The 15,382-nt window shown below is 36.4% G+C and carries 22 protein-coding genes; all 22 read left to right on the plus strand.

The genetic code is table 11. From position 1 onward, the window contains the following. Positions 1–33: 33 nt before the first annotated feature. Positions 34–4,152 (plus strand): DNA-directed RNA polymerase subunit beta', encoded by a 4,119-nt coding sequence (rpoC, locus tag H6622_04145; protein MCB9060692.1) that lies wholly within the window; start codon positions 34–36, stop codon positions 4,150–4,152. Between the two features lie 114 nt (positions 4,153–4,266). Then, positions 4,267–4,641 (plus strand): 30S ribosomal protein S12, encoded by a 375-nt coding sequence (gene rpsL / locus H6622_04150; protein ID MCB9060693.1) that lies wholly within the window; start codon positions 4,267–4,269, stop codon positions 4,639–4,641. Between the two features lie 66 nt (positions 4,642–4,707). Further along, positions 4,708–5,178: a 30S ribosomal protein S7 gene (gene rpsG / locus H6622_04155; GenBank protein ID MCB9060694.1), complete on the plus strand. Its 471-nt coding sequence runs from the start codon at positions 4,708–4,710 to the stop codon at positions 5,176–5,178. Between the two features lie 88 nt (positions 5,179–5,266). Then, positions 5,267–7,351: an elongation factor G gene (fusA, locus tag H6622_04160; GenBank protein ID MCB9060695.1), complete on the plus strand. Its 2,085-nt coding sequence runs from the start codon at positions 5,267–5,269 to the stop codon at positions 7,349–7,351. A gap of 106 nt (positions 7,352–7,457) precedes the next feature. Continuing rightward, a complete protein-coding gene (gene rpsJ, locus H6622_04165) occupies positions 7,458–7,766 on the plus strand; it encodes a 30S ribosomal protein S10 (GenBank protein ID MCB9060696.1) in 309 nt (102 codons plus the stop codon). 95 nt (positions 7,767–7,861) lie between these two features. Further along, positions 7,862–8,515: a 50S ribosomal protein L3 gene (gene rplC / locus H6622_04170; protein ID MCB9060697.1), complete on the plus strand. Its 654-nt coding sequence runs from the start codon at positions 7,862–7,864 to the stop codon at positions 8,513–8,515. A gap of 10 nt (positions 8,516–8,525) precedes the next feature. Further along, positions 8,526–9,143: a 50S ribosomal protein L4 gene (rplD, locus tag H6622_04175; GenBank protein ID MCB9060698.1), complete on the plus strand. Its 618-nt coding sequence runs from the start codon at positions 8,526–8,528 to the stop codon at positions 9,141–9,143. 2 nt (positions 9,144–9,145) lie between these two features. Next, positions 9,146–9,433, plus strand: coding sequence for a 50S ribosomal protein L23 (rplW, locus tag H6622_04180; protein MCB9060699.1), 288 nt, complete (start codon positions 9,146–9,148; stop codon positions 9,431–9,433). A gap of 24 nt (positions 9,434–9,457) precedes the next feature. After that, a complete protein-coding gene (gene rplB, locus H6622_04185; GenBank protein MCB9060700.1) occupies positions 9,458–10,285 on the plus strand; it encodes a 50S ribosomal protein L2 in 828 nt (275 codons plus the stop codon). Between the two features lie 16 nt (positions 10,286–10,301). Next, on the plus strand, positions 10,302–10,583 hold the full coding sequence (rpsS, locus tag H6622_04190; protein ID MCB9060701.1) for a 30S ribosomal protein S19: 282 nt from the start codon (positions 10,302–10,304) through the stop codon (positions 10,581–10,583). A 12-nt stretch (positions 10,584–10,595) separates the two neighbouring features. Next, a complete protein-coding gene (gene rplV, locus H6622_04195) occupies positions 10,596–10,931 on the plus strand; it encodes a 50S ribosomal protein L22 (GenBank protein ID MCB9060702.1) in 336 nt (111 codons plus the stop codon). Between the two features lie 7 nt (positions 10,932–10,938). Continuing rightward, the gene (gene rpsC / locus H6622_04200; protein ID MCB9060703.1) at positions 10,939–11,565 is read left to right on the plus strand and encodes a 30S ribosomal protein S3; all 627 of its coding nucleotides are present in this window, start codon (positions 10,939–10,941) and stop codon (positions 11,563–11,565) included. A gap of 20 nt (positions 11,566–11,585) precedes the next feature. After that, on the plus strand, positions 11,586–12,002 hold the full coding sequence (gene rplP / locus H6622_04205; GenBank protein MCB9060704.1) for a 50S ribosomal protein L16: 417 nt from the start codon (positions 11,586–11,588) through the stop codon (positions 12,000–12,002). A 23-nt stretch (positions 12,003–12,025) separates the two neighbouring features. Continuing rightward, complete coding sequence (gene rpmC / locus H6622_04210; GenBank protein MCB9060705.1) at positions 12,026–12,217, plus strand: 50S ribosomal protein L29; 192 nt, start codon at positions 12,026–12,028, stop codon at positions 12,215–12,217. A 1-nt stretch (position 12,218) separates the two neighbouring features. After that, positions 12,219–12,470 carry a 30S ribosomal protein S17 gene (gene rpsQ, locus H6622_04215; GenBank protein ID MCB9060706.1) on the plus strand — a complete coding sequence of 84 codons (252 nt, stop codon included), beginning with the start codon at positions 12,219–12,221 and terminating at the stop codon, positions 12,468–12,470. A gap of 16 nt (positions 12,471–12,486) precedes the next feature. Continuing rightward, positions 12,487–12,855: a 50S ribosomal protein L14 gene (gene rplN / locus H6622_04220; GenBank protein ID MCB9060707.1), complete on the plus strand. Its 369-nt coding sequence runs from the start codon at positions 12,487–12,489 to the stop codon at positions 12,853–12,855. A gap of 18 nt (positions 12,856–12,873) precedes the next feature. Next, positions 12,874–13,185: a 50S ribosomal protein L24 gene (rplX, locus tag H6622_04225; protein MCB9060708.1), complete on the plus strand. Its 312-nt coding sequence runs from the start codon at positions 12,874–12,876 to the stop codon at positions 13,183–13,185. Positions 13,186–13,196: 11 nt separating this feature from the next. Beyond that, positions 13,197–13,736 (plus strand): 50S ribosomal protein L5, encoded by a 540-nt coding sequence (gene rplE, locus H6622_04230; protein MCB9060709.1) that lies wholly within the window; start codon positions 13,197–13,199, stop codon positions 13,734–13,736. Positions 13,737–13,753: 17 nt separating this feature from the next. Further along, the gene (locus tag H6622_04235) at positions 13,754–13,939 is read left to right on the plus strand and encodes a type Z 30S ribosomal protein S14 (GenBank protein MCB9060710.1); all 186 of its coding nucleotides are present in this window, start codon (positions 13,754–13,756) and stop codon (positions 13,937–13,939) included. A 22-nt stretch (positions 13,940–13,961) separates the two neighbouring features. Next, a complete protein-coding gene (rpsH, locus tag H6622_04240) occupies positions 13,962–14,342 on the plus strand; it encodes a 30S ribosomal protein S8 (protein ID MCB9060711.1) in 381 nt (126 codons plus the stop codon). A gap of 9 nt (positions 14,343–14,351) precedes the next feature. After that, positions 14,352–14,891 carry a 50S ribosomal protein L6 gene (gene rplF / locus H6622_04245; protein MCB9060712.1) on the plus strand — a complete coding sequence of 180 codons (540 nt, stop codon included), beginning with the start codon at positions 14,352–14,354 and terminating at the stop codon, positions 14,889–14,891. 19 nt (positions 14,892–14,910) lie between these two features. Then, on the plus strand, positions 14,911–15,288 hold the full coding sequence (locus H6622_04250) for a 50S ribosomal protein L18 (GenBank protein MCB9060713.1): 378 nt from the start codon (positions 14,911–14,913) through the stop codon (positions 15,286–15,288). Positions 15,289–15,382: the final 94 nt, after the last annotated feature.

Genomic DNA, 15,382 nt, shown 5'->3' on the forward strand with positions numbered 1-15,382 from the left:
AAAAACGAATATTAGATACAAGGGGCTTAGCTCGTGAAAGATTTACTTAATTTTTTTGATAAACCAAAAGATCCCATTAGCGTAGAGGCCGTTTCTGTGAAAATGGCCTCACCTGACACAATAAGAGAATGGTCATTTGGTGAAGTAAAGAAACCTGAAACTATTAACTATAGAACTTTTAAACCAGAGAGAGATGGTCTGTTTTGTGCAAAGATTTTTGGACCGATAAAGGACTATGAATGCATTTGCGGAAAATACAAAAGAATGAAACACAGAGGCGTTGTTTGTGAAAAATGTGGCGTTGAAGTTACACTTTCCAAAGTAAGACGTGAAAGATGTGGTCATATTGAGCTTGCTGCTCCTGTTGCTCACATTTGGTTTTTACGATCGTTGCCTTCTCGATTAGGAGCCCTCCTAAATTTAACCCTCAAAGAATTAGAAAAAGTTCTTTATTATGAAGCTTATATCGTTACAAAATCTGCAACAGATGGAGTTGACGGTGGGCTTGATGTCGGAAGAGTTATCTCTGAACAACAATATCATGAATTAAAGTCCTCAGGAGTTGACTTTGAAGCAGGAATGGGTGGAGAAACAATCAAAGAATTATTAAGAAAAGTTGATCTTGATATCAGTAATAAAGAGTTGCGAAGAGGTCTTAGATCAGCAACGACAGATGTATCAAGACAAAAAATCATTAAAAGACTAAAGGTTGTGGAATCTTTATTGAAATCTGATAACAGACCTGAGTGGTTTATGATGGATGTCATTCCCGTTTTACCACCAGATCTTAGACCATTAGTTCCCCTAGAAGCGGGAAGATTTGCAACTTCAGATTTAAATGATCTTTATAGACGTGTCATTAATAGAAACAACCGTTTAAAGAGATTAAAAGAACTAAATGCTCCTGAAATTATAATCAGAAACGAAAAACGAATGTTACAAGAATCTGTTGATGCACTTTTCGATAATGGAAGAAGAGGAAAAGTATTTACAGGTGCTAACAAAAGGCCATTAAGATCACTCTCTGACATGCTAAAAGGTAAACAAGGGCGATTCCGTCAAAACCTTCTCGGTAAACGTGTTGATTATTCAGGCAGATCAGTTATTGTCGTTGGCCCAAATTTAAGATTGCATCAATGTGGATTACCAAAATTGATGGCCCTTGAGCTCTTTAAACCATTTATTTACAATAAATTAATTGACAAGGGGCATTGTACAACGATCAAAGTTGCTAAAAGAATGGTTGATCACCAAAAACAAGAAGTGTGGGATATCTTAGAGGAAGTTGTACAAGAACATCCTGTTTTATTAAACAGAGCTCCTACTCTTCACAGACTTGGGATCCAAGGCTTCGAACCAGTTTTAATAGAAGGAAAAGCAATTCGTTTGCATCCTCTGGTTTGTACTGCGTTTAATGCAGACTTTGATGGTGACCAGATGGCCGTTCACGTTCCACTATCACTTGAAGCACAGGTAGAATGTCGTGTTTTATGTATGTCTACTAATAATATTCTATCACCCAAAGATGGAACTCCAATAATAGTTCCAACTCAAGATATTGTTCTTGGTCTGTATTATATGACAAGAATCCGTCCTTTTGCTCGTGGATATGGAAAACTCTTTTCTTCAAAAGAAGAAGCACAATTTGCTTACCACACTGGTAATGTTCATTTGCAAGCACCAATAAAGATTAGGTTAAATGGGCAATTAGTAGAAACTACTGTCGGCCGTACTTTCGTGTACAATGAAGTGCCTGACTGTCTTGAGTATTCTGATATAAACAAAGTGCTTGGTAAAAAAGCACTTGGGAAACTGATTGATTTAACATATAGAAAAGGTTCTGAAAAAGACACCGTTTTACTTGCTGACTCAATTATGAGACTTGGTTACTACATGGCAACCAAAGCAGGTATTTCAATTAATGTTAAAGACATGGAAATTCCCAAAGAAAAAGAAGGAATTCTTGCAGATGCATATGCAGAGGTTGATGGTATAACAGAAGAATATAATGAAGGTTCCATAACAAATGGCGAAAGATATAACAAAATAGTAGATGTATGGGCCCAAACCAACGAAAAACTTACAAAAGTTATGATTGAAAGTCTTTCTACAGATGAATTCGTAAGTGAAGATGGAAAAGAAAAAGACACAGCTCCATCATTCAATTCACTTTTTATGATGGCCGACTCTGGTGCTAGGGGTTCAACTGCTCAGATTAGACAATTGGCAGGTATGCGTGGTTTGATGGCCAAACCATCTGGTGAAATTATTGAAACACCTATCACATCAAATTTCCGTGAAGGCTTGTCAGTTCTACAATATTTTGCTTCTACTCACGGAGCACGTAAAGGACTGGCCGATACAGCTCTTAAAACAGCAAACTCAGGTTACCTAACTCGAAGACTAGTTGATGTTGCTCAAGATGGTATTATCAGAAACACAGATTGTGGAACAACTGATGGTATAACTTTAACATCTCTAGTTGAGGCAGGAGAGATAGTTGAACACGTTGCGGATAGAGCAATGGGTAGAGTTACAGCACAAGCAATTGTAGATTCGACAGGGACAGAGATTTATCCTAGAAATTTTTTACTGACTGAAGAGCAAAAAGAAGTTCTCATAGAAAGAGGAGTTGATCAAATTAAAGTCAGATCAGTTTTAACTTGTGAAGAGAGACATGGTTTTTGCGCTAGCTGTTTTGGTAGAGACTTGGCCAGAGGTGGAATGGTAAGCATTGGAGAGACTGTAGGAGTAATTGCAGCTCAATCAATTGGTGAGCCAGGTACACAGCTAACGATGAGAACATTCCACGTTGGAGGAACGGCTACCGCAGGTGCTCAAGTAAATAAATCAGAAGTTAGAACTAGTGGTATCATTCATTTTGAAAATGTCACGGTTACCGAGACTAAAGAAGGCAAAACTGTTGTCATGAATAAAATCGGGGAGATTATAATCAAAACTGCCCAAGGTGAAGAAAAAGAAAGACATGCTGCCATTTATGGATCAAGACTGTTCTGTAAGGCAGGTGATACTGTTAACGTAGGGGACACAATCCTTGAATGGGATCCATTTGCAATTCCAATATTATCAGAAGTAAAAGGTTTTGCGAAATATGAAGACTTAGTTGTTGGTGGTACCGTAAATGAACAAGTGGATTCAGTAACAGGATTAGCTCATAAAGTGATAGTTGAATCCAAAGATACACAACTTCAACCAAGAGTTACTGTTGTAGATGAAAATGGTGACCCAATAATAATTCCAGGAACTAAACGTCATGCAAGTTATCGTCTCCCTGTTGGAGCAAATATCTCAGTTGACGAAGGTGCCGAGGTAGATGCTGGTGTCGCTATTGCAAAAGTTCAGCGTGAAACAACTAAAACGAAAGATATTACGGGTGGTTTACCAAGAGTAGCAGAACTATTTGAGGCCAGAAAGCCTGCTAATGCAGCTCAAATTTCTGATGTTTCTGGAACTATTGAATTTGGTTCTGAGGTAAGAGGTAATAGAAGAATTATTGTTAAACCAGAAGATGGAACTGATCCAATTACATATACGATTCCTAAAGGTCGATATGTAATAGTGAATGAGGGTGACTATGTGAGAGCTGGTGACCCTATTATGGATGGCCCTTCGAACCCTCATGATATTTTACGTGTTATGGGTGTCAAGGAACTTGCTAAATATATTGTTGATGAAATTCAGGAAGTTTATAGACTACAAGGTGTTAAAATTGATGATAAGCACATTGAAGTTATTGTCTCGCAAATGCTCAAAAAAGTTGAAATTACTGATGCTGGAGATTCCACTCTCATCGTAGGTGATTCGATTTTGAAAGGACAACTGAAAGAAATCAATGATGATTTAATTGCTAATGGTGAAGAACCTGCAAAAGGAAGACCCTTATTACTAGGGATCACAAAAGCATCATTGACAACTGAATCATTTATATCTGCTGCATCTTTCCAAGAAACCACTAAAGTGCTTACTCAGGCCGCTCTTGAGGGAAAAGCTGATACCCTGATGGGACTTAAAGAAAACGTTATCATGGGAAGATTAATTCCAGCAGGATCAGGTATTTCTAGATACAGAGATTTTGATGCTGTTTGTGAAAAAGAAGAAATTGTTGAAGATACTGTTACATTAACCATATAAAATACTTGCGATGGCCGGAGTGTTGTGATAATCACTCTGTCTATCGCATGATGTTGTGTGCTCTCTACGGTAAATAGATGTCGTTGAGGGTTTTGTTGAAGGAGTTGAAAGAGCATGCCTACTATTAACCAATTAATTAGAAAAGGTCGCATAGACAAGTATACAAAAACAAAGTCACCTGCGCTTAAGGCCTGTCCACAAAGAAGAGGTGTTTGCACAAGAGTTTATACGACCACTCCAAAAAAACCAAACTCTGCTATGAGAAAGGTTTGTAGGGTTCGTTTAACCAGCGGATTCGAAGTGACTTCATATATTGGAGGAGAAGGTCACAATCTCCAGGAACACTCAATTGTTTTGATTAGAGGTGGGAGAGTAAAAGATCTACCAGGTGTTCGCTATCACACAGTTAGGGGTTCATTAGATGCTACTGGCGTAGATAAAAGAAGACAAGCACGTTCAAAATATGGTGCTAAAAGACCTAAGAAATAATTAACCACTTGCCTATTTTATAAAGTAGGGAGAGTAATCCAAAATGTTGGGTGAAGAGGAGATAATATGAGTAGAAAACATAGAGCAACCCCACGTTTAGTGCTACCAGATTCTGTATATCAGGATGTAGTTGTTACTAAATTTGTTAATGCCTTGATGTTTGGAGGGAAGAAGTCTACCGCTGAAGGTGTTTTTTACGGTGCTTTAAGAATTGTTGAGGAAAGAACCGGCGAAGAGCCCCTTAAGACTTTTAAAAAAGCTCTTAGCAATGTAAAGCCAGCAGTAGAAGTGAAGTCTAGACGAATTGGTGGAACAACTTATCAAATTCCATCAGAGGTTAGGCCTCAAAGGCGTCAATCTTTGGCGATCCGTTGGATTAGAGACAACGCAAGAGATAGAAATGGTAAGTCCATGATGGTAAAGCTTGCAGATGAAATAATAGACGCTGCAAATAATCGCGGTGGATCTGTTAAGAAGAGAGAAGATGTATACAAAATGGCCGAGGCCAATAAAGCATTTGCTCATCTGAAGTGGTAGTAAGCAAACATTTTTAGAAATTATTCTAAACAATTAATAGCTTCTTGAGATTATATCTTAAGAAGCTATTTTTTTTTAAGAAGGTTTTATGAGTCAAGTCTCGCTAGATAAAGTTCGCAATATTGGGATCATGGCCCATATTGATGCTGGAAAAACCACAACCACAGAACGTATTTTATTTTATACTGGAAAAAACTATAAGATAGGAGAGGTTCATGATGGTGCGGCCACTATGGACTGGATGGTACAAGAGCAAGAACGAGGCATTACAATTACAAGTGCTGCAACAACATGTTTTTGGAAAGATGCCAATATTAATATCATTGACACACCTGGGCATGTTGATTTTACGATTGAAGTTGAGAGGTCTCTTCGTGTTCTCGATGGTGCAATTGGTGTCTTTGATGCAGTTTCAGGAGTTGAGCCTCAGTCGGAAACAGTGTGGGGACAAGCAGATAAATATAATGTACCAAGACTTGCGTTTGCAAATAAAATGGACAGAGTAGGTGCTAGCTTTTTTAATACTATAGATGAAATTCGAACAAAACTTAATAAAAAAGCTGCTGCTATCCAAATTCCGATTGGTAGTGAGTCAGATTTCGCAGGTGTTATTGACCTTGTCAGAATGAAGGCCATTTTTTTTCCAGAAGAGAATCAAGGACAACAAATTGTTGAAGAAGAAATTCCATCAGATATGATTGAAGATTCTAAATTGTACAGGGAAGAACTTATTGAAGTATTGTCTGATTATTTTGATGATATGGCGGAAAAGTTTTTAGATGGTTATGAATTTTTAGAAGATGAAATGCGAGATTATATTAGAAGGGCCGTCATTGAAAAAGAATTTGTTCCTGTTCTTTGTGGGAGTGCTTTTAAAAATAAAGGAGTGCAACCCTTACTTGATGCAGTTGTTTATTATCTTCCCTCGCCAATTGATAGAGGAGAGATAGCTGGTATCAGTGCTAAAGATAATGAAACAGAATTTACTCGAAAACCTGATGAAAAAGAATTATTTTCGGCCCTGGCTTTCAAAATTTCAAGTGATCCTTTTGTCGGGACCTTAACGTATATCAGAATTTATTCTGGAGAACTTAAATTAGGGCAGACGATCTTTAATCCTCTTAAAAAAAAGAAAGAAAAAATTTCAAAAATTTTACTTATGCATGCAAATAAACGAGAGGAATTGAAATCAGCAAAAGTTGGAGATATTGTTGCTTTGGCCGGTCTGAAGTATACGACTACTGGTGAGACATTATGTGCTGAACATAAACCAATTATTTTTGATCTAATGGATTTCCCTGAAGCTGTTATCTCTATAGCTATTGAACCTAAAACATCAAGTGATGAGGAAAAACTTGTAAGCGCTCTAGAAACATTAAAAATAGAAGATCCTTCTTTTGAGTTTAAAAACAATAAGGAAACAGGACAACTTCTGATTTATGGTATGGGTGAACTTCACCTTGAAATTATTGTTGATAGACTTACAAGAGATTTTAAGGTTGGAATAAATGTAGGAAGACCACAAGTTAGTTACAGAGAGAGTATAGTTTCTGAAAGAATTGAGGAAGAAACATTTAATAAAGAAGTAAGTGGTAAAGTTCAATTTGGACATTGTAAATTGAAAATTTCACCTTATGATTTTCAAAGTGGTGTCAAATTTGAAAGTATCCTTACAAAGCGTGATATTCCACAAAGTTATATAGATGAAATTGAAAAAAGTATACTTAACACTGCTCCTGGTGGAGCTTTAGCAGGCTACCCTTTCATAAATATTAAAGCAACATTGATTGAGGCAAAATTTGACGAGGTAAATTCAATTGAGCTGGCCTATGCGATTGCAGCATCTAAAGCTTTTACCGAAGCATGCAGAAAAGCAGGACTATGTTTATTAGAGCCGATTATGGACTTAGAAGTTGTTACACCTACAGAGTACAATGGAGAAGTTATTGCTGATGTAAATGCAAAAAGGGGCAAAATACTTGGAATGGAACCTAAAGGCGAAAAAGAGCAATTAAAGGCAGAGGTTCCTTTAGCAGAAATGTTTGGGTATAGTACAGATCTAAGATCGAAGACTCAAGGTAGAGCAAATTTTTCTATGACATTTAAAAAGTATGAAGAGATACCCTCAACCTTGGCCAAGAAAATTTTAGAGAAAAGAGGAATTTATATTTAGGATGCATAATATATTTTCAAAAAAAGTTAAAAAAAAAGAGTTTTAACTTGACAGGGGGCCTCAAAAAAAATAGATAACTGTGATCTAAAAAAGAGAAGGAAGAAAAATGAAAGCGACTCGTTTAAGAATCAAACTTAGAGCGTATGATTACAAATTACTAGATGTTTCTGTAGATGAAATTGTGCAAACCGCAAAAGATACCGGTGCAAGAGTTGCTGGACCAATACCTTTGCCAACAGAAATAAATAAATTTACAGTACTACGATCTCCTCACAAGGATAAGAAATCCAGAGAGCAGTTTGAAATGAGAACTCATAAGAGATTGATAGATATATTAGAACCTACTCAACAAACAATAGATAGTCTAATGAAGTTAGACTTGTCATCAGGTGTTGATGTAGAACTTAAATACTAGTTTACAAATTGAGCGCTTTCTCTTAGATTGATCGCTCTTTAAGTTAATAACCATGTATGCATCCCTTAGAGTAGGGTGATGCTATGGAGGAATAAATGTCTGAAAATGCTAAAGTAGATCTATCTGCTTTTTATGCAAAAAAAGCGGGTATGACCAGAATTTTTGATGAGCAGGGTAATCATATTCCTGTTACTGTTATCGAATTAATTCCAAATTTCATATCTCAAGTTAAAACCTCTGAAAAAGAAGGCTATACTGCCTATCAAGTTACATATGGAAATAAGCGTGAAAAATTAGTAAATAAACCTACTAAAGGTATTTTAGCTAAGGCCAAAATAGATTCAAATACTACAAAATTTTTTGAGGTTAAATCTAGTGAAGTTTCCGAGGAAAATCTTGGAAGAGAGTTGGATTTAAGCGCTTTCGAAAGTGGATCATATGTAGACATTACTGGGATCACTAAAGGAAAGGGTTTTCAAGGGACAATAAAACGTTTTAATTTTGCAGGGGGACCTGGATCACATGGTTCTCACTTTCATAGATCTCCTGGTTCAATCGGAAACAGAGCAACACCTGCTAGAGTTTTCAAACTTAAAAAAATGCCTGGACACATGGGGTCAATAAAGCAAACTACGCAAAATTTAAAAATAGTAGAAGTAAATACTGATCAAGGCTATATGTTGGTCAAAGGATCTGTTCCTGGATCTAAAAATAGCTTTGTTAAAATTTCAAAAGCTTTGAAGAAGTAAAGGTAATGGTATGACTGAGATAAACGTACTAAATTCAAAATTTGAAAACTCTGATGTGTTAAAGACTGATGTTAGTTTAACTCCAGAGAATATAAATGTTCCGGTTGTTCATCAAGTTGTAAAAGCGACACTGGCCGGAAGAAGACAAGGAAATTCTTGTACTAAAACTAGGGCTGAAGTTTCGGGTGGTGGTATAAAGCCATTTAAACAAAAAGGTACAGGGCGAGCAAGACAAGGTTCAATTCGTTCAGCAATTCAAGTTGGAGGAGGGAGAGCTCATGGCCCAAAACCAAGAAATTATGACCAAAAAGTTAATAAAAAAGTGGCTATTAAAGCAATTCAATCTGTAATCGCAGATAAGTTGCAGGCTGGAAAATTAACTGTTGTTGAAAAATTCAATTCCGATGGTAAAACAAAATCAATGTATAAATTGTTGAGTGAAAGAGGATTGTTGCCAGCATTAGTTGTTGCTCAGGATCGAAACGATCTAGCAATTAGAGCAGCAAGAAATCTTCAATGGGGAAAAGGTCAATCAGTTGAAGGCTTCAGTGTTTATGAAGCTGTCAAATATGAAAACCTTGTAATAGAGAAGGCCGCTTTGGAAAGTCTTCTGAAAAGGTTGGTGTAATTATGTTGTTGGAAGATGTACTATTAAAACCAGTTATTACTGAAAAAGCATCGGTTGTTACAGAAGAGACAAATCGATATGGATTCCAGGTTGCTTTAAAGGCCAATAAATTTCAGATAAAAAATGCTGTAGAGAAACTCTACGATGTGAAAGTACTTGATGTTAAAACAAGTGTAAGGCCAGGCAAAATGAAAAGATTTGGCAAAAGTGTAAAAAAATCACAAAAATCAAAAAGAGCTTTTATAAAATTGGCCGAAGGCCAGAAAATTGAGTTCTTTAGCGGTATTTAAAACGTTGTAAAAGTTGAGGTAGATATGGGAATCAAAAAATTTAAGCCTACAACACCTTCTAGAAGGGAAATGGCCGTTTTAAACAGCGATGAACTTACTAAAGGTGTCAAGGTGGAAAAATCACTTCTGGCACCACAGAAAACAATTGCTGGAAGAAATAATTATGGGAGAATTACGACTCGTCATAGAGGCGGTGGTGCGAAAAGAAGATACAGGGTTATTGACTTTAAGAGAAATAAATTGGATATTCCTGCAACTGTTAAGGCCATTGCATATGATCCTAATAGAACATGTAATATTGCACTACTTGCGTATGCGGATGGGGAAAAAACTTATATTCTTGCACCGCTTGGTTTAAAAGTTGGGGACAAAGTAATATCGTCACCTAATGCAGATATTACTGTTGGTAATGCAAAACGCTTAAAGGACATCCCAGTAGGGACTCTTGTTCACAATATAGAGCTAAATCCGGGAGCTGGTGGTCAACTTGCTCGTTCTGCAGGAAGTTATGCTCAAGTTATGGCAAAAGAGGGAATTGAAATACTTTTGAGACTACCTTCAGGAGAGCTTCGAAAAGTAAAAGATACTTGTATGGCGACTATCGGTCAGGTTGGAAATCTTGACCATGAAAAGCGAAATCTTGGTAAAGCGGGAGCTACACGTCATTTGGGTATCAGACCAACGGTACGTGGTGTTGCAATGAACCCAGTAGATCACCCACACGGAGGGGGAGAAGGTAGAACGTCAGGAGGTAGACATCCTGTATCACCTTGGGGCTTGCCAACAAAGGGATACAAAACAAGAAAAAATAAAAGAACTGAAAAGTTCATCGTTAAAAGACGTAAAAAATAAATAGGGAGTTGAAGTTATGGCCCGTTCATTAAAAAAAGGACCATTTGTTGATGAGCATTTGTTGAGAAAGGTTATGGCCCTACAAGACGATAGTGGAAAAGCAAATAAGGTAATAAAAACTTGGTCGAGAAGATCTACGATAGTTCCAGAGTTTATTGGCCTCACATTTGCGGTTCATAACGGGAAAAAATTTATACCTGTTTATGTTACAGATAATATGATTGGACATAAACTTGGTGAGTTTTCTTTAACGAGAACATTCTACGGACATGGTGCCGATAAGAAAAATAAAAAGTAATAGGAGCTCTAAATGGCCATTTTAGTAAAAAATAGAAGAGTTGGCGTGGCACCTAGAAAGGTAAGGGCCGTTTGTGACTTAATTCGAAAAAAGAAGGCTTCAGATGCATTAAAAGTATTAAGATTTTGTGAGAAGAAAGAGATTTCTTTGATGCTCACGAAACTTATTAATAGTGGACTAACTATTGCTTCTGATTCGGAAAAATATGACATAGATAATTTAATTATCTCAAAAATATCTGCTGATGATGGACCTACTCTGAAGAGAATTCGCCCGAGAGCGCAAGGTAGGGCTTTTCGAGTAAGAAAAAGAACGAGTCATGTAACAGTTGAACTTAAAGAAGCGTAGGTGAGAAATGGGTCAGAAAGTACATCCATATGGTTTTAGATTAGGTTATATTAAAGGTTGGCATTCTACATGGTATGACAAGAAAGGTTATGCTAGTAAATTGCATGAAGATCTAAAGATTAGACAATATATAGAAAAAGAAATGAAAAATGCAGCAGTTGCAAAAGTTGACATTGACAGAACTTCTGATCAAGTAAAAGTCACTGTACATACTGCCAAGCCTGGTGTGGCCATTGGTAAAAAAGGTACAGGTATTGACAAAATTAGAAATGAACTTAAAAAGCTTACCACAGGTAGTGTCATTTTTAATATTCAAGAAGTTAAAAGACCAGATGCGCACGCCAAATTAATTGCAGAAAATATTGCTTCACAGCTCGAAAAACGTGTTGCTTTTAGAAGAGCTATGAAAAAAGTAATGCAGTCTGCCTTTAGAGCGGGTGTTAAAGGTATCAGAGTTAGAACTGCTGGTCGACTTGGTGGAGCAGAGATGGCCCGATCAGAAGGATATACAGAGAGAAAGGTTCCTCTACATACACTTAGAGCTGATATTGATTATGATACTGCAGAGGCCCATACAACTTACGGGAAAATTGGTGTAAAAGTGTGGGTATATAAGGGTGAAATTTATAAATAACCACTGGTTTGAGGTGAAAAATGCTAAGTCCAAAAAAAGTTAAATGGAGAAAACAACAGAAAGGAAGAATGAAGGGTAAGGCTTACCGTGGAAATACTATCACCTTTGGTGAGTATGCCTTGCAAGCTACTAGCTGTGGTTATATAACGAACAGACAAATTGAATCTGCCCGTATTGCGATAAATAGACGTGCTAAAAGAGGTGGAGATGTATTTATAAAAATTTTCCCAGATAAAGTTCTGACTAAAAAGCCAGCAGAAGTGAGAATGGGAAAAGGAAAGGGTTCTCCAGAAAAGTGGGTCGCTGTAGTGAAGCCTGGAAGAGTTCTTTTTGAAATATCTGGAATAGAGAAGGAAGCAAGTATAGATGCGTTAAGACTTGCTTCATATAAACTCCCCGTTAAAACAAAAATTATTTCTAAAGAAACTCAGGCGTAGTTTTTTGCAGTTTGGAGAAGATAATGTTGAAGTTAAGCGAAATTAAAGAGATGGATGTAAAGTCGATAGATTTAAAGTTGGCAAGTGTACGTAAAGAGTTGTTCAATTTAAGAATTCAAAAAGGTACTTCTGGAGTAGAAAAACCACACTTATTTAAAACTTTAAAGAAAGATATTGCTAGATTGCTGACTGTTAGAAAGCTTAAAGGTGAATAATATGAGTACAGATGTAAAAAAGTTTAAGAGGCGTTTAACTGGTGAAGTTGTTAGTAATGCAAATGATAAAACTATCGTTGTAAATGTAGCAAGAAGATATAAACATCCAAAATACAGTAAATTTGTAACAAAAACAAAAAAGTATCACGCACACGATGAAAAAAATGAAGCTAATGTAGGTGATACTGTAACAATTATCGAATCAACACCATTTTCTAAATTAAAAAAATGGCAGTTGATGAACATTAGGTAGTAAGGAGAGTTGAACAATGATACAGATGCAAAGCAAACTAGATGTAGCTGACAACTCTGGTGCAAAAGAAGTAAAGTGTGTGAAAGTTTTGGGTGGATCAAAAAGGATGTCTGCTAGCTTGGGAGACATTATAGTTGTTGCGGTTCAACAAGCTCAACCTGGTGGAAAAATTAAAAAGGGCGAAGTGAAGAAGGCAGTAATAGTTCGAACATCATACCCTTTGAGAAGAGAAGATGGTTCTTACATTAGTTTTGATAATAATAGTGTCGTTATTTTAAATAATAATAATGAACCAATAGGCACTCGTATATTTGGGCCAGTTGCACGAGAGTTGAGAAATCGAAATTTCACAAAAATATGCTCTTTGGCACCTGAAGTTCTATAATTAATTGGTAGGGTTGTTATGCAAAAGCTTAAGTTGAATGATGAAGTAGTAGTTTTGACCGGAAAAGATAAAGGTAAAACTGGTAAAATTAAAAGAATTAACTTTAATAAGGGTAAGGTTCTTGTTGAAAATGTGAACGTTGTAAAAAAAGCGATACGTCCAACTCAACAAAATCCAGATGGTGGCCTCATAGATGTTGAAGTACCTGTGCACATTAGTAATGTGGCTGTAATTAGTCCAAAAACAAAAAAAGCAACACGAGTTAGGATCGAAACGAAAGATGGTAAGAGAGTTCGAATCGCTGTTTCTTGTGGCAGTGTCCTAGTATAAGGTGGTGAGAGATGAGCAGATTAGGTGAATTATACAAAAATGAAGTGGCCGGCAAAATGAGAGATAAGTTTGGTTACAAGAATGTAAATCAAATTCCTAAATTTGAAAAAGTTGTCGTTAACTGTGTTACCAAAGATGCTGTTTCAAACGGAAAAGTAGTCGAGAGTATATCTAAGGATCTCGGTTTAATCACCGGACAAAGACCGGTTGTGGCCAGAGCTAAAAATTCAATTGCAGGATTTAAACTAAGAGAGGGGCAAGCATTAGGGGCTTCAGTTACTCTTCGCGGTGAAAGAATGTTTGAATTTTTAGAAAGATTAATTTCTCTCTCTCTTCCTAGAGTTAGAGATTTCAGAGGTGTTTCAAGTAAGGGTTTTGATGGCCGTGGAAATTATACTTTAGGCTTAAAAGAGCAAATTATTTTCCCTGAAATCAATTATGATCAAGTTGATAAAATTAGAGGAATGGGGATTACGATAGTAACTTCTGCAAATACAAATGAAGAAGGAAAAGAATTATTAACACTGATTGGAATGCCATTCGGTAAGTAATAGGAAAGGTTAATGTTATGGCGAGACTAGCGAAAATTGTTGCATCTAAAAAAACTCCCAAATTTGCAGTTAGACAAAGAAATCGATGTGAAGTTTGTGGAAGACCACGTGGTTTTTTAAGACAGTTTAAACTTTGTAGAGTTTGTTTTAGAACCCTTTCTTTGAAAGGGATGTTACCTGGCGTTAGAAAGTCAAGCTGGTAGTAAGTAGGAGATTTAAGTTATGATGACAGATCCAGTAGCAGATATGCTAACAAGAATGAGAAATGCTATTCAAGCGGGCCATGACAGGGTTGAGTTTCCTGCAAGCAAGCTGAAAGCAAGTGTTTGCAAAGTTTTAAAGGATGAAGGTTATATACGTTCTTTTAAAATTATTGCTAAGGCAGCAAATGATATAAAAATAAAGGTACTCCTTAAGGAAAATGCAATCCTTGGGTTAGAAAAATATTCTACACCTGGTCTAAGGCAGTATAGAGGCTATAAATCACTACCAAGAGTTATATCGGGGTTAGGGATTTCAGTTGTCTCTACTTCGCAAGGTGTGCTTTCTTCACGTGAGGCCAAGAAAAGAAAAGTTGGTGGTGAAGTAATTTGTAATGTTTGGTAGGAGTTGAAAATGTCAAGAATTGGAAAAAACCCAGTTGTATTACCTGATAAAGTAGAAGTTAAAATAAACGGTGGAGAGGTATTGGCCAAGGGACCAAATGGACAACTCAACTTTACATTTCCACAGAATGTTACAATAGAACAAGTTGGGAAAGAAATTGTAATTAAGCCTTTGAATGACTCTAAAGAATCTAGGTCAATGTGGGGTACAGCACGAACAATTATTAATAATATGGTAACGGGCGTAAGTTCTGGATTTACTAAATCACTCGAATTTAATGGTGTCGGTTATAAAGCAAGTGTGAATGGAAAAGAGCTTGTTTTGAATTTAGGATATTCTCATCCAATAAATTATGAACTTCCTGAAGGTATCTCAGCAAAAGTGAATAAGAATATAATAGATATAATCGGTGCAGATAAAGAACTTGTAGGATTTGTTGCGGCAAAAGTTCGATCATTCAGACCTCCAGAGCCTTACAAGGGGAAAGGAATAAAGTACCTTAATGAAAATATTATTAGAAAGGCCGGAAAAACAGGTGCTAAAAAATAGTTAATTAGAGGATATTGTTATGAGAAAGCCTATAGGCAAAATTAAAAATGAGTCACTGGTAAAAAGGGTACGAAGAAAGCTCTCAATTCGTAAAAAAGTTAGTGGGCAAACAGATAGACCAAGAATTTGTATTAATAAAACAAATAAGCATATAATCGCTCAAGTTATTGATGATAATGAAAGCAAAACCCTATTCTCGGTTTCTACATTTGGGAAAAATTCTGTTCCAAGTGCAAAAGGAAACGTAGAGGGAGCAAAACTTCTTGGTAAAAAACTTGCCGAGGATCTAAAAAATGCCAAAATTGAAAAAGCTGTATTTGATAGAAATGGATATAAGTACACCGGGATTATTGCTGCATTGGCAAACAGCGTAAGAGAAAATGGAATTAACATTTAATTGAGGAAATCACCAAAGAGGATGAAATGACTGAGGAAAATACAAAAGCAGAAAATACTGATGTTGAGTCACAAGTGAAAGAGAAGAAAACTGC

It is taken from the genome of Halobacteriovoraceae bacterium (genome assembly GCA_020635115.1).
Taxonomy (GTDB): domain Bacteria; phylum Bdellovibrionota; class Bacteriovoracia; order Bacteriovoracales; family Bacteriovoracaceae; genus JACKAK01.